General features: G+C 72.9%; 17 protein-coding genes. 6 read left to right on the forward strand and 11 right to left on the reverse strand.

From position 1 onward, the window contains the following. Window positions 1-17 precede the first annotated feature (17 nt). Window positions 18-656 (forward strand): hypothetical protein, encoded by a 639-nt coding sequence (locus tag FHS37_RS24930; protein WP_373304200.1) that lies wholly within the window; start codon window positions 18-20, stop codon window positions 654-656. A gap of 35 nt (window positions 657-691) precedes the next feature. Here FHS37_RS24930 and FHS37_RS24935 read toward each other — a convergent pair whose 3' ends face one another. The 4 genes from FHS37_RS24935 to FHS37_RS24950 form a co-directional block, all read right to left on the reverse strand. After that, window positions 692-2,125, reverse strand: a complete 1,434-nt coding sequence (locus FHS37_RS24935; RefSeq protein ID WP_184825044.1) for a S28 family serine protease — start codon at window positions 2,123-2,125, stop codon at window positions 692-694. A gap of 97 nt (window positions 2,126-2,222) precedes the next feature. Further along, window positions 2,223-2,609 carry a hypothetical protein gene (locus tag FHS37_RS24940; protein ID WP_184825046.1) on the reverse strand — a complete coding sequence of 129 codons (387 nt, stop codon included), beginning with the start codon at window positions 2,607-2,609 and terminating at the stop codon, window positions 2,223-2,225. Window positions 2,610-2,705: 96 nt separating this feature from the next. Beyond that, complete coding sequence (locus FHS37_RS24945) at window positions 2,706-6,437, reverse strand: ABC transporter ATP-binding protein (RefSeq protein ID WP_184825048.1); 3,732 nt, start codon at window positions 6,435-6,437, stop codon at window positions 2,706-2,708. A gap of 76 nt (window positions 6,438-6,513) precedes the next feature. Next, on the reverse strand, window positions 6,514-7,500 hold the full coding sequence (locus tag FHS37_RS24950; protein ID WP_184825050.1) for an esterase-like activity of phytase family protein: 987 nt from the start codon (window positions 7,498-7,500) through the stop codon (window positions 6,514-6,516). A 146-nt stretch (window positions 7,501-7,646) separates the two neighbouring features. Here FHS37_RS24950 and FHS37_RS24955 point away from each other — a divergent pair, with 146 nt between their 5' ends. Together FHS37_RS24955 and FHS37_RS24960 are read left to right on the forward strand one after the other, a co-directional pair. After that, window positions 7,647-8,453 carry an endonuclease I family protein gene (locus tag FHS37_RS24955; RefSeq protein ID WP_184825052.1) on the forward strand — a complete coding sequence of 269 codons (807 nt, stop codon included), beginning with the start codon at window positions 7,647-7,649 and terminating at the stop codon, window positions 8,451-8,453. Window positions 8,454-9,085: 632 nt separating this feature from the next. Then, complete coding sequence (locus tag FHS37_RS24960) at window positions 9,086-9,442, forward strand: peptidase inhibitor family I36 protein (RefSeq protein WP_184825054.1); 357 nt, start codon at window positions 9,086-9,088, stop codon at window positions 9,440-9,442. Window positions 9,443-9,453: 11 nt separating this feature from the next. Here the strand turns inward: FHS37_RS24960 and FHS37_RS24965 are convergent, their stop codons facing one another. From FHS37_RS24965 to FHS37_RS24975, 3 genes are read right to left on the reverse strand one after another with little or no spacing between them, the layout of a single operon-like run. Further along, a complete protein-coding gene (locus tag FHS37_RS24965) occupies window positions 9,454-11,139 on the reverse strand; it encodes a thiamine pyrophosphate-binding protein (protein WP_184825056.1) in 1,686 nt (561 codons plus the stop codon). Beyond that, window positions 11,136-12,125, reverse strand: a complete 990-nt coding sequence (gene speB / locus FHS37_RS24970; RefSeq protein ID WP_184825058.1) for an agmatinase — start codon at window positions 12,123-12,125, stop codon at window positions 11,136-11,138. The genes FHS37_RS24965 and speB overlap by 4 nt, the downstream gene beginning before the upstream one ends. Before the next feature lie 57 nt (window positions 12,126-12,182). After that, window positions 12,183-13,649 carry a sodium:solute symporter family protein gene (locus FHS37_RS24975; protein ID WP_184825060.1) on the reverse strand — a complete coding sequence of 489 codons (1,467 nt, stop codon included), beginning with the start codon at window positions 13,647-13,649 and terminating at the stop codon, window positions 12,183-12,185. A 184-nt stretch (window positions 13,650-13,833) separates the two neighbouring features. Between FHS37_RS24975 and FHS37_RS24980 the strand changes: the two genes are divergently transcribed. Both FHS37_RS24980 and FHS37_RS24985 read left to right on the forward strand, forming a co-directional pair. Further along, on the forward strand, window positions 13,834-15,303 hold the full coding sequence (locus FHS37_RS24980; protein WP_184825062.1) for a PucR family transcriptional regulator: 1,470 nt from the start codon (window positions 13,834-13,836) through the stop codon (window positions 15,301-15,303). A gap of 127 nt (window positions 15,304-15,430) precedes the next feature. Then, on the forward strand, window positions 15,431-16,234 hold the full coding sequence (locus FHS37_RS24985) for a phosphatase (RefSeq protein ID WP_184825064.1): 804 nt from the start codon (window positions 15,431-15,433) through the stop codon (window positions 16,232-16,234). A 117-nt stretch (window positions 16,235-16,351) separates the two neighbouring features. Here the strand turns inward: FHS37_RS24985 and FHS37_RS24990 are convergent, their stop codons facing one another. From FHS37_RS24990 to FHS37_RS25005, 4 genes are all read right to left on the reverse strand, one after another. After that, the gene (locus FHS37_RS24990) at window positions 16,352-16,723 is read right to left on the reverse strand and encodes a hypothetical protein (protein ID WP_184825066.1); all 372 of its coding nucleotides are present in this window, start codon (window positions 16,721-16,723) and stop codon (window positions 16,352-16,354) included. A 299-nt stretch (window positions 16,724-17,022) separates the two neighbouring features. Continuing rightward, window positions 17,023-17,898 (reverse strand): acyl-CoA thioesterase, encoded by an 876-nt coding sequence (locus tag FHS37_RS24995; protein WP_184825068.1) that lies wholly within the window; start codon window positions 17,896-17,898, stop codon window positions 17,023-17,025. 35 nt (window positions 17,899-17,933) lie between these two features. Then, on the reverse strand, window positions 17,934-19,091 hold the full coding sequence (locus FHS37_RS25000; RefSeq protein WP_184825071.1) for an acyl-CoA dehydrogenase family protein: 1,158 nt from the start codon (window positions 19,089-19,091) through the stop codon (window positions 17,934-17,936). A gap of 114 nt (window positions 19,092-19,205) precedes the next feature. Next, window positions 19,206-19,802 carry an SACE_7040 family transcriptional regulator gene (locus FHS37_RS25005; protein ID WP_184825072.1) on the reverse strand — a complete coding sequence of 199 codons (597 nt, stop codon included), beginning with the start codon at window positions 19,800-19,802 and terminating at the stop codon, window positions 19,206-19,208. A gap of 87 nt (window positions 19,803-19,889) precedes the next feature. Here FHS37_RS25005 and FHS37_RS25010 point away from each other — a divergent pair, with 87 nt between their 5' ends. Next, window positions 19,890-21,506, forward strand: coding sequence for a carboxyl transferase domain-containing protein (locus FHS37_RS25010; RefSeq protein ID WP_184825074.1), 1,617 nt, complete (start codon window positions 19,890-19,892; stop codon window positions 21,504-21,506). The last annotated feature ends 14 nt before the right edge of the window (window positions 21,507-21,520 follow it).

A 21,520-nucleotide genomic window follows, 5' to 3' on the forward strand; every position in this document is an offset into this window, starting at 1 on the left:
TGTTCGGGGGGATGGCGATGCGGGTGAGAACTTATCCGGTGGCGGTGTGCGTGCTCGCGGCCCTGCTGACGGGCTGTCAGAGCGCACCGGGCGGCGGCACCGGGCGGGAGGACCGCCCCGGCGAGCGGCGGACGGCGACCGCGTCGCCGGCACCGGCCCGGCCGTCCGGGTACGGGGCGGTGTTCCTCGCGATCGACGAGTGCAGCTCCTTCGGCCGGACCAGCTTCACCGAGGTGTCCTGCGCGAGCGAACGGGCCGCGGCCCGGGTCGTCGCCCGCCACGACGGCACCGTGCGCGACGGGCCGCGCTGCCCGGCGACCACGGACTTCGTGCTGCACATCAGCGAGCAGCGCCCCTCCTCCGACGAGGACGGCGACGGCGCGGTGCCGCAGGGCTACGCCTGCATGCGCAACCTCCAGCCGCCGCACCCGGGCGATCCGGGCGGCGGGGGCGGTCCGCGCACCATCGTCGGGGACTGCGTCCACGACCTGGGCGACGGCAAGGTCCGCGAGACGGCGTGCGACGGCACGGGCGAGCGGAAGCCGCAGTACAAGGTGACGAAGGCCGTGGACAGCCGGTCGGAGTGCCCGGCGTCCACGGCCCTCTACGTGCGGCTCGGCGGGACGACACCGGTGGGCTGCGCCCGCCCGGTGTAGTCCCGTCCGGTGGAGTGCCGCCCGGTCGGCGCGCCCTACGGGCGCAGCGTCCGCTCGTGCTCCACGCCGCGCTTGTCCAGCTTGGCGTCGAACTTCGCCAGCGGCTTGGCCGCCGCCGGGTTCTCCCGGACCGCGCTCGGGGCGACGCCCGCCCAGTCGAGGATGCGGGCCGTGGCGAACGCCTTCTCCTTCGCGGCCAGACCGGCCACGTTGGCGCCGTGGTTCATGCCGGGGGCGGTGAGGACGTAGGAGTCACGCGCACCGTGTCCCAGGCGGAACGGCTCGGCGCCCCACGGGTCGTTCTCGCCGTAGACGAACAGCATGTGCCGCGCGTTGTGGCGGACCCAGCGGTCGACGTCCCGCATGGCCGACGGCTCGAACTCCATCGGGATCGAGCGGGGGACGAAGTTGCGCGGCGGCTGGTAGCCGTAGCGGACGTACTTCTTCTCGATGTGCGGGAAGCGGATCGTCGGCGCGCCCAGCTGCGTACCCGCCTGGTAGTAGTACGGCGTGTACGGGCTCAGGCCCTGGTCGGTGTAGAACGAGAAGCCGGAGACGGTGTTGACGGAGTCCCAGATCTCCTCGTCGGTGGCGTTCTCCGCGTCCGCCGGGATCTGCTCGCAGTCGGCCAGGGTGCTGTACTGCCAGAAGCCCCACACGTAGTCGAGGACGACGGCCTCGTACGCCCGGTCCAGGCTGCCGATGGTGTCGAAGGTGTAGCCGTTCTCGGCGGCGTACGCCTCGTACTTCTCCTTCAGCGGCTCACGGCGCACCAGCGCCTCGCGCTGCACCCCGTTCAGCCGGTCGCGGCACTCCTCGGTGCCGACGCGGGCGAAGAAGCGGTCGTAGGCCGAGTCCTCCTTGTTCACCACGTCGTTGGGGGCGACGTAGGCGACGACGCCGTCCATGTCGCGCGGGTAGAAGCGCTCGTAGTAGGTGGCGGTCATGCCGCCCTTGGAGCCGCCGGTGGAGATCCAGTTCTCGGGGTAGATCTTCTTCAGCGCCGTGAAGATGCGGTGCTGGTCGCTGGCGGCCTGCCAGATGTCCAGCTTGGACCAGTCGGCCGGGTCGGGCCGGGACGGGGTGAAGAAGCGGTACTCCATGGAGACCTGGTTGCCGTCCACGATCTGGGTCGGCTCGCTGCGGCGGGGCGTGGTGGAGACGCTGTAGCCGCCGGTGTGGAAGACGGTCGGCCGGGTGACGTCCTTGTGCAGCACCGTGATCCGCTGCTGGAACGTGCCCTTCGAGGGCCTGCGGTGGTCGACCGGCTGGGTGTAGTTCAGGACGAAGAAGCGGTAGCCGGTGTACGGCTTCTCCTCGATCAGGCTCATGCCCGGAACGGAGAGCAGTCTCTCCTTGATGTCGGTGGTGCCGGTGGCCTCCGGCTCGGCGGCGGTGGCCGCCCCGGCCGTGCTCATGGTGCCTATGAGCACCGCGAGCGCCAGCAGCCATCTGAGCGCCTTGCGCATGCGCACTCCCCTGTGAGACAGATGTGCGCCGGAAGCTAGCGGACCGACTCCCCGCAGCACCAGGGGACATAGGGAAAACCCTGTGCGGGCGGGGAGTTCAGCACAGGATCCAGCCGGAGCTGACCGCCCCGCCCCCGACCCCGCCCTTCACCCACACGCAGCGGCGTCCGGCGTGCACGGTCACCGGGCCGGCGTGGTACTTGAAGCGGCCCTCGTCGACGACCGCCCGGCCGCCGCGCGCCCGCACGCTCACCGACATCTTCCGCGGGGTGCCGGGCTTCCCGGCGAGGGTGACGGCGCAGACGTAGCCGCCGCGCTTGTAGACGACCACCGAGCCGGTGGAGAACGGCAGGGTGCGCACCTTGCGTCCGGGGCAGTGCGCGGCGGCGTGCGCGTCGCCCGGTGCGGCGACGGCGAGCAGCCCCGCGGCGGTCAGCACGGCCAGGCCGAGCGCGAGTCGCCGGCGTATCGCTCCACTGCCCACTGTCGTCCCTTCCCGTACCGCGCCTGCCGCGACCAACGGCGTACGGGTGTACGGACGCGTGGCGTAGGCCGGATGGTTGCGCACCCGGCACGGAGGTCACCGGGAGGCGCCGACCGGCTCCTCCGGCTCGGCCTGCCCGATGAACGTCCGCCACAGCTCGGCGTACCGCCCGTCGCGGGCCAGCAGCTCCTCGTGCGTGCCGTCCTCCGCGACCCGCCCGTGGTCCATGACGACCACCCGGTCGGCGCGGGCGGCGGTGGTCAGGCGGTGGGCGACGACCAGCGTGGTGCGGCGGCCCGCCAGCCGGTCGGTGGCCTGGTTGACCTGGGCCTCGGTGGCCAGATCCAGCGCCGCCGTGGCCTCGTCGAGCAGCAGGATGTCCGGGTCGACGAGCTCGGCGCGGGCCAGCGCGATCAGCTGGCGCTGTCCGGCGGAGAGGTTGCGGCCGCGCTCGGCGACCTCGTGCAGGTAGCCGCCCTCCAGGGTGGCGATCATCTCGTGCGCGCCGACCGCGCGGGCCGCCGCCTCCACCTCCGCGTCGGTGGCGTCCGGGCGGCCGTAGGCGATGGCGTCGCGGACGGTGCCGGGGAAGAGGTACGCCTCCTGCGGGACGACGCCGAGCCGGTGCCGGTACGCCGTGATGTCCAGGTCCCGCACGTCCGTGCCGTCGACGGTGACCCGGCCGCCGGTGGGGTCGTAGAACCGGGCCACCAGCTTGACCAGGGTGGACTTGCCGGCGCCGGTCTCGCCGACGAAGGCGACGGTCTGTCCGGCGGGGATGCGCAGGTCGATCCCGCCGAGCGCCTCCTCGGCCTCGTCACCGGTCCCGTAGGCGAAGTGCACGTCCTCGAAGGCGATCTCCCCGCGCAGGGACGGCACGTCGAGCGGTTTGTCGGCGGTCCTGGTGGAGGTCGGCTCGCGCAGCAGCTCCTGGATGCGGCCGAGCGAGACGGACGCCTGCTGGTAGCCGTCGAAGACCTGGGAGAGCTGCTGCACGGGGGCGAAGAACAGGTCGATGTAGAGCAGGTACGCCACCAGCGCACCGGTCGTCAGCGTCCCGTCGTCGACCCGGGCGCCGCCCACGATCAGCACCGCCGCGGCCGCCGTCGAGGACAGGAACTGCACGAACGGGAAGTAGACCGAGATCAGCCACTGGCCCCGGACCCGGGCGCCGCGGTAGCTCGCGCTGCGCTCGGCGAACCGGCGGCCGCCGTCCCGCTCCCGGCGGAAGGCCTGCACGATCCGCAGCCCGGCCACCGACTCCTGCAGGTCGGCGTTGACCACGGACACGCGCTCGCGGGCCAGCTCGTACGCCTTCACGCTGGCCCGGCGGAAGAAGTACGTGGCGACGACCAGCGGGGGCAGCGTGGCGAAGACGACCAGGGCGAGCTGCACGTCGATCACCAGCAGGGCGACCATGATGCCGAAGAAGGTGACCACCGAGACGAACGCCGTCACCAGGCCCGTCTGCAGGAACGTGGACAGGGCGTCGACGTCGGTGGTCATCCGGGTCATGATCCGGCCGGTCAGCTCGCGCTCGTAGTAGTCGAGGCCGAGCCGCTGGAGCTGGGCGAAGATCTTCAGCCGGAGCGCGTACAGGACGCGCTCGCCGGTGCGTCCGGTCATCCGGATCTCGCCGGTCTGCGCCGCCCACTGGGCGACCACGGCGAGCAGGGCGAGCAGTGAGGCGGCCCAGACCGCGCCGAGGGCGGCCTGGGTGACGCCCTGGTCGATGCCGTGCCGGATCAGCACCGGCAGCAGCAGGCCCATGCCGGCGTCCACGGCGACGAGCCCGAGGCTGACCAGGAGCGGCAGGCCGAAGCCGCGCAGCAGGCGGCGCAGGCCGTAGGAGTCCTCCGGACGGACGGCGCGGGCCTCGTCGACGTCGGGGACGTCGGTGGCCGGGGGCAGCGCCTCGACCTGGGCGAGGAGTTCCGGGGTGGCCGGGGTGCCGGACAGGGCGGTGTCCTTGGGCTCGCGGTCACCCGTCCACAGCCGGGGCGTGACCCCGCGCTCGGCGTCGAACTCGGCGTCCAGCTCCGCGCGGACGGAGGTGTCCTCCTCCTGCGGTCCGGCGGGCGGGGTGTGGCCCGGGGAGACGGCACCCAGCTCGTCGGGGTCGGTGAGCAGCCGGCGGTAGAGGGCCGAGCGCCGCTGGAGCTCGTCGTGGGTGCCGATGTCGGCGAGCCGGCCGGCGTCGAGGACGGCGATGCGGTCGGCCAGGTTGAGGGTGGAGCGGCGGTGGGCGATCAGCAGGGTGGTACGGCCCCGCATGACCTCCTTCAGCGCCTCGTGGATCTCGTGCTCGACGCGCGCGTCCACGGCGGAGGTCGCGTCGTCCAGGACCAGCAGGCGCGGGTCGGTGAGGATCGCGCGGGCGAGCGCGATGCGCTGGCGCTGGCCGCCGGAGAGGGTCAGGCCGTGCTCGCCGACGGTGGTGTCGTAGCCGTCGGGCAGCTCGGTGATGAACCGGTCGGCCTGCGCCGCGCGGGCGGCGGCGGTGATCTGCTCGTCGGTGGCGTCCGGGCGGCCGTAGGCGATGTTGGCGCGCACGGTGTCGGAGAAGAGGAAGGAGTCCTCCGGGACCAGGCCGATCGCCGCCCGCAGGGACTCGGCGGTCAGCTCGCGCACGTCGTGGCCGCCGACGAGGACCGCGCCGCGCGTGACGTCGTAGAAGCGCGGCAGGAGCAGGGAGACGGTGGACTTGCCGGAGCCGGAGGCGCCGACGACCGCGAGGGTCTCGCCGGGGCGGATCTCGAAGGAGAGGCCGTCGAGGACGGGGTGCTCGGGGTCGTAGCCGAAGGAGACGTCGTCGAACTCGACGGTCGCGGGCGCGTCGGCGGGCAGCTCCTTGGTGCCGTCGGTCAGGGACGGCTCGGTGTCGACCAGCTCCAGCACGCGCTCGGTGCTCGCACGGGCCTGCTGGCCGACGGTGAGGACCATCGCGAGCATCCGGACCGGGCCGACGAGCTGGGCGAGGTAGGTGGAGAAGGCGACGAACGTGCCCAGCGTGATGTTCCCGCGCACGGCCAGCCACCCGCCGAGCGCCAGCATCGCCACCTGGCCGAGGGCGGGGACGGCCTGGAGGGCGGGGGTGTACCGGGAGTTCAGCCGGATGGTGCGCAGCCGCCCCGCGTACAGCCGCCGGCCGACCTCGCGCAGCTTGCCGGTCTCCTGGTCCTCCTGCCCGAAGCCCTTCACCACGCGGACGCCGCTGACCGCGCCGTCGACCACGCCGGCCACGGCGGCCGCCTGGGCCTGCGCGTACCAGGTGGAGGGGTGCAGCCGGGTGCGGCTGCGCCTGGCGATCCACCACAGGGCGGGGGCGACGGCGAGGGCGACGAGGGTGAGCGCCGGTGACAGCCACGCCATGATCACCAGGGAGATCAGGAACAGCAGGAGGTTGCCGATGGTCATCGGCAGCATGAAGAGCAGGCCCTGGATCAGCTGGAGGTCGCTGGTGGCCCGTCCGACGACCTGCCCGGTGGACAGCTCGTCCTGGCGTCTGCCGTCGAGCCGGGTGATCGTCCCGTACATCTCGGTCCGCAGGTCGTGCTGGACGTCGAGGGCGAGCCGGCCGCCGTAGTAGCGGCGGACGTAGGTGAGGACGTAGACGACGAGCGCGGCACCGATCAGGGCGCCCGCCCAGGGGGCCATGGCGCGGCTGTGGTCGCCGATCACGTCGTCGATGATCACCTTGGTGATCAGCGGGACCAGCGCCATCACGGCCATGCCGCCGAGGGAGGAGCCGAGGGCCAGGACGACGTCCCTGGGGTGCCGCCACGCGTATCCGGCCAGTCGCCGTGCCCATCCCCGTTGCGGTGTCACGCGGTGCCCTCCGTTCGACCTGGTCTGCCGGAAGGCACCAACGCGATCAGGAACGGATTTCATCCCTCCGCAATGATCAGAGGCGTACGCGGAGAGCGTAGAAGCGGGTCGTCTGGACGTCGTTCTGGTTGTCGTCGCTCACCAGGAGGACGTTCAGGCGGCCCTTCGCGCGGCCCGTGACCGTCATGCCCTCGATGTTGTCGAGGAGGGGGTTGGGCTGGGGCTGCTTCGCGGGGGCGCCCAGGGAGGGGCAGTCGGCCAGGTCGGCGAGGAGGGTCTTGTCGAACGTGGTGCGGTGCCGGTGGGCCAGGTGGAGGCGGACGGTGTTGCCGACGCCGGAGGCGAAGCCGCGCTCCAGGACGAGCAGGCGCCCGTCGGGGGTGGCGGTGACCTCGGAGACGCCGAGGCCGGGGTCGGTCCGGTAGGTGTACTGGGCGCCGAGCCGGAAGCGGCCGTGCGCGGTGCGCTGCCAGGTCTGGAAACGGACCAGGTCGGCGGGGTCCCCGGCGAGGGGGTGCTCCATCGACGCGAGCAGGGTGCGGCCGCCGGGGAGGAGGGTCAGTCCCTCGAAGGTGCCGTTGGCCCGGGCGGGGCCCTCGGGGGCGGTGCGGAGGGCGTCGGGCACGGGGAGCCGGTCGAGGACCTTCCCGTCGCGGGAGTGGCGGCGCACCGAGGGCCCGGTCTCGGAGGAGACGAGGTACGTGCCGTCCCTGTCGACGACCAGCCCTTCCGCGTCGAGCGCGCCGCCGCTCTCGTCGGCGAGCGGGACGACCCCCTCGGGTTCGAGGGTCCGGGCGTCCAGCCGGAACAGGGCGGAACGGTCGGAGAGGGCGGCGAGCGAGCCGGCCTCGTCGACGGCGAGCGCGGAGAGGTTGCCGACGAAGGCGCCCTCGTGCGTCGTCTTGTCCAGCGCGTCGGAGAAGCGGTCGAGGGAGACGGACGGCGAGCAGGCGTGGCGCGGCGCGGCACCCGCGGGTGCGGCGCTCACGGGTGCGGCGGCGGTCAGGCAGCCGGCCACCGCGAGGGCGGCGGTGGCGGTGGTGAGGAGGGTTCTCAGGCGCATGGGCGTCACCGTAGGGCGGCTCGGTGACGCCCGTTCCCCTCTTACCGACACACGACCGCCACCTCGCCTTCACCCTGGCGCATACATGTCCATGTCACGCTGCTGCCGGTTGTTCCTTCAACTCGCGTAGATCGGACGTCCCCCACATGCCCGTGACCCCCATACGCCGCCGCTGGAAGACCGTCGCCCTGGCCGCGTCCGCCGCCCTGGTCGGCCTCACCGTTCCCGTACTGACCGCGCCCTCCGCCGGCGCCGCGACCACCGCGTACGACGACACCTACTACGCCGACGCGATCGGCAGGACCGGTCCGGCGCTCAAGGACTCCCTGCACACGATCATCAGCGACCAGACGAAGCTGTCGTACTCGGCCGTCTGGAACGCCCTGAAGGTCACCGACCAGGACCCGGACAACAGCGGCAACGTGATCCTGCTGTACTCGGGCGTCTCCCGCAGCAAGTCCCTCAACGGCGGTGACACCGGCGACTGGAACCGCGAGCACGTCTGGGCCAAGTCCCACGGCGACTTCGGCACGTCCACCGGTCCCGGCACCGACCTGCACCACCTGCGCCCCGAGGACGTCCGGGTCAACTCGATCCGCGGCAACAAGGACTTCGACAACGGCGGCAGCGCGGTCGCCGGCGGCGGCGGCAGCCTCACCGACTCGGACTCCTTCGAGCCCCGCGACGAGGTCAAGGGCGACGTCGCCCGCATGGTCCTCTACATGGCCGTGCGCTACGAGGGCACCGACGGCTGGCCCGACCTGGAGCCCAACGACTCCGTCACCAACGGCAGCGCCCCGTACCACGGCCGCCTCCCGGTGCTGAAGCAGTGGCACGAGCAGGACCCGCCGAGCTCCTTCGAGAAGCGCCGCAACGACGTCATCTTCGACTCCTACCAGCACAACCGGAACCCGTTCATCGACCACCCGGAGTGGGTCGAGGCGATCTGGTGACGGACCGGTCCCCGCGGTGCCCGGCGCGAGGCCGCCGGGCACCGCGACCGCGGCCCGTCCACCGGTTCCCGGCCGGGGCGGGGTGCCCCGGCGGGATCTTGGCGTAGCCGGGGGCCTCGGGTGGCGGGCGAGCTGCCGGGGTGAGGCGGTCGGGGCGTGCTTCCCGCCGGGGCGGACACGGGCCCGCCCCGGGGCTCGAGGGAGGACAGCTCCTGCTCGTCACGCAGGGTCCGCACGTCCGCCACGCGGAATCCCCGGGCAAGCCGTCCGCCTCCCCGCGCCCAGGGTGGTCGCCGCGTCCGACGGCGACCCGGTCGGGAGACCCGCGGCCTCAGGGAACCCTTCGCGCACCGGACCGCTTCCGCAGCCGGTCGAGTGATCGGCATGCTGCGCGCGGGGGGAAGCCGGCCACCCGAGGTGAGCCGGGCCGATCCGGCGACGCCGGGCGCGCACGCCCCGCGCGTCCGGGCCCGGCGTTCGGCGGGAAGTACGCCGCCGAGCCTCCGGTTCGCTCCATCCGGTGGTGTGGGCGGCGGTCCGGGCGGGTCCGGCCCGCCCCGCCGCGAGCATGGAACCGCCCCGGCACGTCCGCCGGGGCGATCCCGTTCCCCGACACCTCACCGGAGAGTGCCGTGAAGACTCGTTCCTGGTCCCTCGCCGCCGTCCTCGCCCTGACCGCGCTCCTGCTGCCGGCCCACGCGGCGTCCGCCGCGCCGGCCGCGCCCCCGTCCTGCCCCGACGGGTCGGTGTGCTTCTGGAGCAAGGAGGGCTTCGGCGGCGACTACTGGGAGTGGACCGCGCGCAGCGGCTACCGCGACATGCCGCCCCGCCTCCACGACCACGTCGGCTCGTTCGTGGCGAGCACCCGGGCCTGCTTCGTGAACTGGCAGCCGGTCGAGAAGCGGGACGTCTTCAACGGCGACTGGCGCTCCCGCTACCTCGGTGACTTCGGCGGGCGGATCGACGGGGTAGGCCCGGGCGGCTGCTGATCCCGCCGGGCTCAGCCCAGGTGCGTCGGCGCGAACATCCGCAGGAGCGCCGGGAGCACGACGACGGACGGGCCCGGTGTCGTCAGGGCCTTCGCGAGGTCCCGTTCCAGGGTCTCGGGGGTCGTACGGACCCCCGGGACCCCGAACGACTCGGCGAGCGCCACGTAGTCGGGGCGGGTCAGTTCCGTCGCCGTGGGCTCGCCGAAGGCGTCGGTCATGTACTCGCGCAGGATGCCGTAGCCGCCGTCGTCGACGATGAGCCAGGTGACGTCGAGGCCGTACTGGCGGGCCGTGGCCAGTTCGGCGACGGAGTACAGGGCGCCGCCGTCCCCGGAGACCGCGAGCACCGGACGGGTGGGGTCGGCCACCGCCGCGCCGAGGGCGGCGGGGAAGCCGTAGCCGAGGCCGCCGGCGCCCTGCGCGGAGTGCAGGCGGTTGGGGCCCTTGGCGTCGAAGGCGGACCAGGCCCAGTAGGCCAGGATCGTCATGTCCCAGAAGGACGGCGAGTCGGCGGGCAGGGCGCGGCGGACCGCCGTCAGCACCCGCTGTTCCAGGGTGAGTTCCTGGGCGGCGATGCGTTCGGCGACCTTCGCCAGCAGCGTGCGGACGCGCTCCGGCGCGGACGCGTCCTCGCGCGGTTCCACCGTCTCCAGCAGCGCCTGGAGGGCGAGGCGGGCGTCGGCGTGGATGCCGACGCCCGGGTGGTTGGACTCCAGCTTGCCGAGGTCGGCCTCGATCTGGATCACCCGGCCGCGCGGCCTGAACGTGTGGTAGTTCGAGGAGAGTTCGCCCAGGCCCGACCCCACCACCAGGAGCACGTCCGCGTCCTCCAGGAAGTCCGTCGTGTGCCGGTCCTCCATCCAGGACTGCAGCGACAGCGGGTGGTTCCAGGGGAACGCGCCCTTGCCCCCGGGGGTGGTGACCACCGGGGCCTGGATCCGCTCGGCGAGCTGCCTCAGCTTGCCGGAGGCGTCCGCGCGGACCACTCCCCCGCCCGCGATGACCGCCGGGCGGGCGGCGTTCTCCAGCAGGTGGGCGGCCAGCGCGGTCAGTTCGGGGCGCGGGGGCAGCTCGTCCGGGGTGGCGTCCATCGCCGTCACCACCGGCAGCACCGTCTCCGCGAGCAGCACGTCCTGCGGGATCTCCACCCACACGGGACCGTGCGGCGCGGTGAGCGCCGACTTCCAGGCCGCGGCGATCGCGGACGGGATCTGGGAGTGCGTACGGACCGTGTGCACCGACTTCACCACACCGCGGAACGACGCCGACTGGTCGGGGAGTTCGTGCAGGTAGCCGTGACGGCCCCCGCCCAGGCCCGCCGTCGGGACCTGGCTGCTGATCGCCAGGACCGGGGCGGAGGCGGCGGCCGCCTCCTGGAGCGCGGCCAGGGAGGTCAGCGCGCCCGGCCCGGTCGACAGCAGCAGCGGGGCGGCCTCACCGGTGATGCGGCCGTACGCGTCCGCCGCGAAGGCGGCGTTGTTCTCCACGCGCAGGCCGACGTACCTGAGGTCGGAGCGGCGCAGGGCGTCGAACATGCCGAGGGCGTGCTGGCCGGGCAGGCCGAAGACGGTGGTCGCGCCGAGCCCGGCCAGGGTCTCCACGACCAGGTCTCCGCCGTTGCGGCCGGGAGGGGGGTCGAGCGCCGCCTCCGTCTGCGCGGCGGTCGGACGGAGCACCAGGTCGTGGTCGTGGGTCACTTGCCCTCGTCCTCCTCGTTCCCCCCGCGGGCGGCGGCGATCTGGCGGGACATGATCGTGGTCAGCTCGTAGGCCGTGTGGGACGCGGCCACCGAGGTGATCTCGGCGTGGTCGTAGGCGGGGGCCACCTCGACGACGTCCGCGGAGACCAGGTTGCAGGAGGCCAGTCCGCGCAGGATCTCCAGCAGTTCGCGGGAGGTCATGCCGCCGGCCTCGGGGGTGCCGGTGCCGGGGGCGTGGGCCGGGTCGAGGCAGTCGATGTCGATGGAGATGTACAGCGGGCGGTCGCCGATGCGCTGGCGGAGCTGGTCGGCGACCTCGTCGGCGCCGCGGCGGTAGACGTCCGCGGAGGTGACGATGCCGAAGCCCATCTTCTCGTCGTCGGTGAGGTCCTGCTTGCCGTACAGCGGGCCGCGCGTGCCGACGTGGGAGAGGGCGGAGGTGTCGAGGACGCCCTCCTCCACGGCCCGGCGGAACGGGGTGCCGTGGGTGTACTCGGCGCCGAAGTAGGTGTCCCAGGTGTCCAGGTGGGCGTCGAAGTGGAGCAGGGCGACGGGGCCGTGCTTCTTGGCGACCGAGCGCAGCAGCGGCAGCGCGATGGTGTGGTCGCCGCCGAGGGTCATCAGGCGGGCGCCGGTGCCGAGCAGGTCGTCGGCGGCGGCCTCGACCGTCTCCACGGCCTCGTTGATGTTGAACGGGTTCACGGCGATGTCGCCGCCGTCCGCGACCTGGGCGAGGGCGAAGGGGGAGGCGTCCTGGGCCGGGTTGTAGGGGCGCAGCAGCCGGGACGCCTCGCGGATGGCGTTGCCGCCGAAGCGGGCGCCCGGCCGGTAGGAGACTCCCGAGTCGAACGGCACGCCCACCACGGCGACGTCGGCGCGGCCGACCTCGTCGAGGCGGGGCAGCCGGGCGAAGGTCGCGGGACCGGCGTACCGCGGGACGCGGGAGGAGTCGACGGGGCCGCGGGGCGTCTCGTTGCTGCTCATGGGGTGCTGCCTTCTTTCCTACGCTTCGTCGCGTATGTACTGCCTGCCCTGGTGATGCTACTGGGCGGCGGAGACCGGTTCGGACACGGATTCGGATGCGGGGGCGCGTCCGGCGACGCGTTCGCGCCAGGCGGCCAGCACGGCCTCGTCGGTGGGCCGGGTCGCCAGGGAGACGGCGACGTAGGCGGCGAGGGAGGCCGGCAGGCCGTAGTAGACGGGCTCGTTGGCGAGGATGCCGTAGCCGGCCATCAGGCCGATGACGGCCAGCCCGCCGACGGCGACGGCGGCGAGGGCGCCCTGCGCGGTGCCGCGCTTCCACAGCAGGCCGCCGAGGATCGGCACGAGGAGCCCGCCGACGAGCAGGTTGTAGGCCACGGTCAGCGCCTGGACGACGTCGTTCAGCGCGATCGCCGTGCCGATGACGGCGAGGCCCATGAGGAGGATGAAGGCGCGGTTGCCCCTGACCTCGTCGTGCTGTTCGCCCGACGGGCGCACGATGCCCCGCAGCCGGGACCAGATGTCGTTGTTGGCGACGGTGGCGCAGGCGATCAGCGCGCCGGAGGAGGTCGACATCACGGCGGCGAGGGCGGCGGCCAGCACCAGTCCGCGCACGCCCATGGGCAGTTCGTCCTTGACGATGGTGGCGAAGGCGTCGTCGGGGCTGGCGAGCTTCGGGTAGAGCACCTTGGCGGCGGTGCCGACGACGGCGCCGGCGACGGCGTAGGCGAGGCAGTAGGTGCCGGCGACGGTGCCGCCCCACCGGGCGGTGCGGTCGCTGCGGGCGGTGAACACGCGCTGCCAGATGTCCTGCCCGATCAGCATGCCGAAGGTGTAGATCAGCACATAGGTGAAGATCGTCTCGCCGCCGATGCCCAGCGGGTCGAAGTACCCGGTGGGCAGCTGCGCCTTCATCTCGCTGAAGCCGCCCGCCTTGACCACCGCGATGGGCAGCAGCAGGAGCAGCACGCCGATCGTCTTCACGACGAACTGCACCATGTCGGTCAGCGTGATGGACCACATGCCGCCGAGCGTGGAGTACGCGACGACGATGGAGCCGCCGAGGACGATCGCCAGGGTGCGGTCGATGCCGAAGAGGACGTCGAAGATCGTGGCGTAGGCGATGGTCGAGGTGACCGCGAGCATCAGGGTGTACGCCCACATGACCACGCCGGAGATGACGCCCGCCCGGCCGCCGTAGCGCAGGTCGAGCATCTCGGAGACGGTGTAGACCTTCAGGCGGGCGATGCGGGCGGAGAAGAAGACGCTCAGGACGAGCAGGCCGAGGCCGATGGTGAAGACCATCCAGGCGCCGGAGAGGCCGTACTGGTAGCCGAGGCCCACGCCGCCGATGGTGGAGGCGCCGCCGAGGACGATGGCGGCCATGGTGCCGGAGTACATCGCGGGGCCCAGGCGGCGGCCGGCCACCAGGAACTCGCTCTTGGACTTGGCGCGGCGCATGCCCCACCAGCCCATGGCCAGCATGGCGGCCAGATAGACGACGATGACCAGGTAGTCGACGGCCATGGGGGCCTCCTTCGGGCACTGTCAGTGGCGTGTCGTGCAGGGGAAGGTGTCCGGCCGCTCGTCACGGGGACATCCGCCCGTACCCGTGGACTGCCGGTCCGACCCGACCCTAGGTGGCCGGAAAGCGACTGCGAAGTGTACGTTTCATCCATTCCGAACGAACGGGATGGAGGAAACGTCCACCATGCCGGATCCCGCGGTCCCGTCCACGCCGCCCACTCCCCCCGTACCCCTGGACGCCCTCCTGGCGCGCGAGGACCTCGGCCTGCGCCGGATCGCCGGGCCGGACGGTCCCGGCATCGTCGTCCACGGGGCGCACACCTCGGAGATGGCGGACCCGTACCCGTACCTGCTGGGCGGGGAGCTGCTGCTGTCGGCGGGGGTGCACATCCCCCGGGGGGCGGGCGCGGAGTACTTCGACGCCTACGTCTCCCGGATCGCGGCGGCGGGCGGCGCGGCGCTCGGCTTCGGTGTGGCACCGGTGCACGACACGGTGCCGGCGGCGCTGGTCGAGGCCTGCGAGACGCACGGACTGCCGCTGCTGGAGGTGCCGCCGCGGACCACCTTCTCGGGCGTGGCCCGCGCGGTCTGGCAGCTGATGGCCCAAGCCCGCCTGGCCGAGCTGCGCCGGGTGACGGAGGCCCAGCAGAGCCTCGCCACCGCCGCCGCCCGCCCCGACCCGGTCCCGTCCGTCCTGCACCAGCTGGCCCGCAGACTGGGCGGCCGGGCGGTGCTCTACGGCCCGGAGGGGGCGGAGCTCGCGGCGGCGGGGCGGGACCAGGGCGAGGAGGTGCGGGCGGCACTGGCGGAACTGGCGAGGGTGGTGCGTCCCGACACCGGCCGTCCCGCCTCCGCCACCGACGCAGCCGCCGGCACCGGCCTGGCCGCCTACGCGCTCGGGGGCGGCCAGGGGTTCGTGCTCGGGGTCGCCGCCCCGCAGCGGGGTCCGGGGGACCACACCATCGCGTCGGTGGCCGCCGTGCTGCTCTCGCTCCTCACCGGCGAGCACCAGAGCGGCACCGGCGCGGCCCGCTCCTCCGCACTCGTGCGGCTGCTGCTGGGCAGTCCGCCCGAGGACGTGGCGCCGCTGCTCGGCGGGGACCGGTGGCGGGTGGTGCACGCCGAGCCGGACGGGGCGGCGCCGGACTCCCTGGCCGCCTCCGCGCTGGGCGCCGCGCTGGGGTCGGCGCTGGTGGATCCGCACGGCGGGGTCGTACGGGTGCTGGTGCCGGCGGACCGGATCCTTCCGGCACTGCCCGGCTGGACCCTGGGCGTCAGCGCGGCCGTCGCCCCGCGCGACTGGCCGGCCGCCGACACCCAGGCGGCCCGCGCCCTGGCCCGGGCCCGCGCCACCCGCGCCCCGCTGGTCCGGCACGGCTCCCGCGCCGCCGCCCTCGCCGACCTCGTCGACCCGCACGACGCCCACGCCCACGCCCGCGCGCTCCTCGCGCCGATCGCGGCCTCCCCCGCCCTCACGGAGACGCTGCGCACCTGGCTGTCCCTGCACGGCGGTTGGGACCGCACGGCGGTGGCCCTGGCCGTGCACCGCAACACCGTGCGACAGCGGATCGCACGGTGCGCGGCCCTGCTGGAGACCGACCTGGACGACCCGGACGTGCGGATGGAGCTGTGGTTCGCGCTGCGCCGGACCTGAGCCGCCGCACCCACGGCCCGGGCCTGCCGCTCCGGGTATCCGTACCGGGTCGTCCGAGTAGGTGACGCACGTCCCAGCGTGCGATATGCCGAGGACGCCCCCAGGCCGCTGCTCCACAATGGTGGGCATGCCGATACCCGGGACGCCCAGCCGCGCCGAACTCCTCGCCCACCTCGTCGCCACCCGCATCGCGGGCGATGTCGCCACGCCGCGCGAGAACAACCTCTCCCACTACCGCAAGCTGGCGAACGGCGACCGCCACTACTGGCTCGGCCTGGAACTCGGCGACCGCTGGAGCGACGAGCAGGACGTGCTCGCGGTGATGGCGGAGCGGGTCGGCGTCAGCGACGATCCCGAGCACCGGTACGGCCAGGACACCATCGACCCCGAGCTGACCGTCGCCGGTCTGGAGCGCATGGCCGGGCGGCTGCGCAAGGCGGCGGACGGGAAGCAGCGGGTGCTGTTCGCCACCGGCCACCCCGGCGGCCTGCTCGACGTGCACCGCGCCACGGCCGCCGCGCTGCGGGCGGCCGGCTGCGAGATCGTGGTCATCCCGGACGGGCTGACCACGGACGAGGGCTATGTGATGCAGTTCGCGGACGTGGCGGTCCTGGAACACGGCGCCACCCTGTGGCACACGCACTCCGGCGAACCGATGAGGGCCGTCCTGACCGCCCTGGAGCGCGAGGGCCGTCCGCTGCCCGACCTGGTCGTCGCCGACCACGGCTGGGCGGGTGCCGCGGGACAGTACGGCGTCGACTCCGTCGGCTACGCCGACTGCAACGACCCGGCCCTGTTCCTCGCGGAGGCGGAGGGCACCGTCCAGGTGACGGTCCCCCTCGACGACCACGTGGTCAGCCCCCGCCACTACGACCCGATGACGGCGTACCTGCTGGCGGAGGCGGGGCTGACGGAGGCGGGGCGGGCGTAGCCCGGTCCCCGGCCGGCACGGGCCGGTTGACGGCTCCGTACCTTCGGGACGGCGCGATGTGCGGCCACCGAGGCGGCCGCACATCGCGTTCTCGTCGCTGTCGTATCAGTCCTCGTCTCAGTGCCTGTCGTGGTCGCCGTCGCCGCCACGACCGTCGTCGTGGTCGCCGTTGCCGCCGCGGCCGTCGTCGTGGTCGTCGTAGTAGTCGTGGTCGCCGTTGCCGCCGTTGCCGCCACGCCAGTTGTCGTGGTCGTCGTGGTCGCCACGCCAGTCGCGGTCGTCGTGGTCGTCGTGGTCGCCGTTGCCGCCACGACCGTCGTAACAGTCGTCGTCCCAGTAGTAGTAGTCGCCGCAGTAACTGCTGTGACTCTGCTCCTGGACGGGCGCGGACGCCGAAGCGGTGCCGGCTGTGCCCAGCGCGACTCCGCCGGCCATCATCAGACCGGCCGCGGACGCCGCGAAGACGCGCTTCGCGCGTTGTGTTCGCATGAGAGTACCTTTCGCTCCATCGTCCCCCGCGTCCCCGCCGAGGAGGCGCGGGAATTGATGGCCGCAGCCGCAAGTGAACGTTGCGGCAGGGTCTTCGGGCATCACCGCACATGTGTGAGGAGCACGGGCTCGACCGCCGACGCCTCCAGGTCACCCAGCGGTTCGCGGGCGATCGCTGCGGCCTCGGTCCGTGCTACCGGACCTGGTCGGCCGGGCGTGCCGTGCGTGCGGCTTTCACTCACTCAGCCTAGACCCGCGCCCTCACATCAGCACCCCGGGCGACCCGGGGCGCACACCCGTCACCGGGGGACCCGGACCACGCCCTCCTGGATGACCGACACCGCGAGACGGCCGTCCTGGGTGTAGATGCGGGCCTGGCCGAGGCCGCGGCCGCCGTGGGCCGACGGGGACTGCTGGTCGTAGAGCAGCCATTCGTCGGCGCGGAACGGGCGGTGGAACCACATCGCGTGGTCCAGGGAGGCGCCCACGACGTCGCCGACGGCCCAGCCGCCGCGCCCGTGGGCGAGGAGGACGGAGTCCAGGAGCGTCATGTCGGAGACGTACGTGGCGAGGACGACGTGCAGCAGGGGGTCGTCGACATCGCTGTCGAGCTTGCCGTTGGTGCGGAACCACACCTGGGAGTGGGGTTCGCGCGGCTCGCCGAAGCGGCCGTAGGGCGGCTCGTCGACGTAGCGCAGGTCGACGGCGGCGCGGGCCTGGAGGAAGCGGTCCACGACCTCGGGGGCGAGGTGGGGGTAACCGCGCAGCCGTTCCTCGGAGGTGGGCAGCGTGGCCGGGTCCGGTGCGGGCGGCATCGGGGCCTGGTGGTCCAGGCCCTCCTCGTACGTCTGGAAGGACGCCGAGAGGTGGAAGACCGGCTTGCCGTGCTGGACCGCGACCACCCGGCGGGTGGTGAAGGAGCGGCCGTCGCGGATCCGGTCGACGCTGTAGACGATCGGCGCGCCGGGGTCGCCGGGGCGCAGGAAGTACGCGTGCAGGGAGTGCGCGGGCCGGTCCGCGGGGACGGTGCGTCCGGCGGCGACCAGTGCCTGCGCCGCGACCTGCCCGCCGAAGACCCGGGGGACGACGGCGGGGCGGGACCGGCCGCGGAAGATGTTCTCCTCGATCTGCTCGAGGTCGAGCAGATCGAGGAGCTCCTGTAGTGCCTGACTCATGGGGTCAGTTGTATAGGCCAGGGATGTCGTGGACCTTACAGGCCCATGTCCTTGGCGATGATCGTCTTCATGATCTCGCTGGTGCCGCCGTAGATGCGGTTGACGCGGTTGTCCGCGTACAGGCGGGCGATCGGGTACTCGTTCATGTAGCCGTAGCCACCGTGCAGCTGGAGGCAGCGGTCGATGACGCGGTGCGCGACCTCGGTGCAGAACAGCTTGGCGCTGGCGGCCTCGGCGGGGGTCAGCTCGCCGGCGTCCAGGGCCTCGGTCGCGCGGTCGGCGACGGCCTCGGCGGCGTCCACCTCGGCCTGGCAGGCGGCCAGCTCGAACTTGGTGTTCTGGAAGTGGGCGACCGGCTTGCCGAAGACGGTGCGCTCCTGCACGTACTGCTTGGCGAACCGGACGGCGGCCTTGGCCTGCGCGTAGGCGCCGAAGGCGATGCCCCAGCGCTCGGAGGCCAGGTTGTGGCCGAGGTAGTAGAAGCCCTTGTTCTCCTCGCCGAGCAGGTCCTCGACCGGCACCTTGACGTCGACGAAGGCCAGCTCGGCGGTGTCGGAGGTGCGCAGGCCCAGCTTGTCCAGCTTGCGGCCGACGGAGTAGCCCTCGGACTTGGTGTCGACGGCGAACAGGGAGATGCCGTGGCGGCGGTCCTCCGCGGTCGGCGCGGCGGTGCGGGCGCAGACGATCACCTTGTCGGCGTGGACGCCGCCGGTGATGAAGGTCTTGGCGCCGTTGAGGACGTAGTGCGTGCCGTCCTCGGAGAGCTTGGCGGTGGTCTTCATGCCCGCGAGGTCGGAGCCGGTGCCCGGCTCGGTCATCGCGATGGCCCACATCTCCTCGCCGGTGACGAACTTCGGCAGGTAGCGCTTCTTCTGCTCGTCGGTGGCCAGCATCTTGATGTAGGGCAGGGCGAGCAGCACGTGCACGCCGGAGCCGCCGAACTGGACGCCCGCGCGGGCGGTCTCCTCGTAGAGGACGGCCTCGAACTTGTGGGTGTCCATGCCCGCGCCGCCGAACTCCTCGGGCACGCTGATCCCGAAGATGCCCAGCTCACCGAGCTTGTAGTAGAAGTCGCGGGGCGCCTGGCCGGCCGCGAACCACTCGTCGTAGACGGGGACGACCTCGGCCTCGATGAAGGCGCGGACGGTCTCCCGGAACGCCTCGTGATCCTCGTTGAAAATCGTACGGCGCACCGCCGCCACCTCCAGGCACCTCAACGTGTCTAAGCGCTTGCTCAGACAAAGGTACCGGCGAGTATCCACAGGCGTCCAGAGTGGAGGCCCCGTAACGCTCGTCACGCCGCGGGGTCAGCGCGCGCCCGCCGCCGCGAACGCGCCCCGCGCCATCCGGTGCAGCAGCTCGGCCGTCGCCCCGCGTCCGGGGAGCGACCCCGGGCGGGCCAGGTGCGGGGTGGAGTTGAGCAGGCCGAACACCGAGTGGACCGCCGAACGGGCGGCCGGTTCGGCCAGCTCCGGGTACACCTCGCGGACCACCTCCACCCACAGTTCGACGTACTGCCGCTGCAGCTGGCGGACCAGCTTGCGGTCGGCGTCCCGGAGGCGGTCCAGCTCCCGGTCGTGCAGGGTGATGAGGGGGCGGTCGTCGAGCGCGAAGTCGATGTGCCCCTCGATCAGCGAGTCGAGGACCGCCTCGGGGGCCACCCCGTCGGCCTCCTCCAGGCGTCGCTTCGCACCGGTCAGCAGCGAGTCGCTGATCCCGACCAGCAGCTCCGCGAGCATCGCGTCCTTGCCCGCGAAGTGCCGGTAGAGCCCGGGCCCGCTGATGCCGACCGCGGCGCCTATCTCGTCGACCCCGACGCCGTGGAAGCCGCGTTCGGCGAACAGCCGGGCGGCCTCCTTGAGGATCTGCTCGCGGCGGGTGGGGGCGTCGGTTCTGGTGGCCATGGAGACGATTCTAGACAGCGAGGTTAGCGGTCGTTAACCTGAAGGAAATGCGTTAACGCTCATTAACAAGGTGAGGGGACCGCAAGGATGCACGAGGCACCGGAGCTTCACAGCGCGGCCGATCCCGCGTCGGAGGCCTTTCGGGCCAACGAGGAGGCGCACCGCGCGCTCGTCGAGGAGCTGCGCGGCAAGCTGGCCGCGGCCCGCCTCGGCGGTGGCGAGAAGGCGCGGGCGCGGCACACCGCGCGCGGGAAGCTGCTCCCGCGCGACCGCGTGGACACCCTCCTCGACCCCGGCTCGCCCTTCCTGGAGCTGGCCCCGCTGGCGGCCGACGGGATGTACGACGGGCAGGCCCCGGCGGCCGGCGTGATCGCCGGGATCGGCAGGATCAGCGGCCGGGAGTGCGTGGTCGTCGCCAACGACGCCACCGTCAAGGGCGGCACGTACTACCCGATGACGGTGAAGAAGCACCTCCGCGCGCAGGAGGTGGCCCTCGACAACCGCCTGCCCTGCGTCTACCTGGTGGACTCGGGCGGCGCCTTCCTGCCGATGCAGGACGAGGTGTTCCCGGACCGGGACCACTTCGGGCGGATCTTCTACAACCAGGCCCGGATGTCCGGCGCCGGCATCCCGCAGATCGCGGCGGTGCTCGGCTCCTGCACGGCGGGCGGGGCGTACGTCCCGGCGATGAGCGACGAGGCGGTGATCGTCCGCGGCCAGGGCACGATCTTCCTCGGCGGCCCGCCCCTGGTGAAGGCGGCCACCGGTGAGGTGGTCACGGCGGAGGAGCTGGGCGGCGGCGAGGTCCACTCGCGCGTGTCCGGCGTCACCGACCACCTCGCGGAGGACGACGCCCACGCCCTGCGCATCGTCCGCACCGTCGTCTCCACGCTCCCCGCGCGCGGCTCCCTGCCCTGGGAGGTCGAGCCGGCCGTCGAGCCGAAGGTCGACCCGGCCGGGCTGTACGGCGCGGTGCCGGTCGACTCCCGCACGCCCTACGACGTGCGCGAGATCATCGCGCGGGTCGTGGACGGCTCCCGGTTCGCCGAGTTCAAGGCGGAGTTCGGGCAGACCCTGGTCACCGGCTTCGCCCGGATCCACGGCCACCCGGTGGGGATCGTCGCCAACAACGGCATCCTGTTCTCCGAGTCGGCCCAGAAGGGCGCCCACTTCATCGAGCTGTGCGACCAGCGCGGGATCCCGCTGGTGTTCCTGCAGAACATCTCGGGCTTCATGGTGGGCCGGGACTACGAGGCGGGCGGCATCGCCAAGCACGGCGCCAAGATGGTCACGGCGGTCGCCTGCACGCGCGTGCCGAAGCTGACGGTCGTGGTCGGCGGCTCCTACGGCGCGGGCAACTACTCCATGTGCGGCAGGGCCTACTCCCCCCGCTTCCTGTGGATGTGGCCGAACGCCAAGATCTCGGTGATGGGCGGCGAGCAGGCCGCCTCGGTCCTCGCGACCGTCAAGCGGGACCAGCTGGAGGCACGCGGCGAGGAGTGGCCGGCCGAGGACGAGGACGCCTTCAAGGCGCCGATCCGCGCCCAGTACGAGCGCCAGGGGAACGCTTACTACGCGACGGCCCGCCTCTGGGACGACGGCGTGATCGACCCGCTGGAGACCCGGCAGGTCCTGGGCCTGGCCCTGACCGCGTGCGCCAACGCGCCACTGGGCGACCCCCAGTTCGGCGTCTTCCGGATGTGAGGGGACGGACGACG

Origin of the sequence: Streptomyces griseomycini (genome assembly GCF_014203535.1) — a bacterium.
In the GTDB taxonomy this organism is placed as follows: domain Bacteria; phylum Actinomycetota; class Actinomycetes; order Streptomycetales; family Streptomycetaceae; genus Streptomyces; species Streptomyces griseomycini.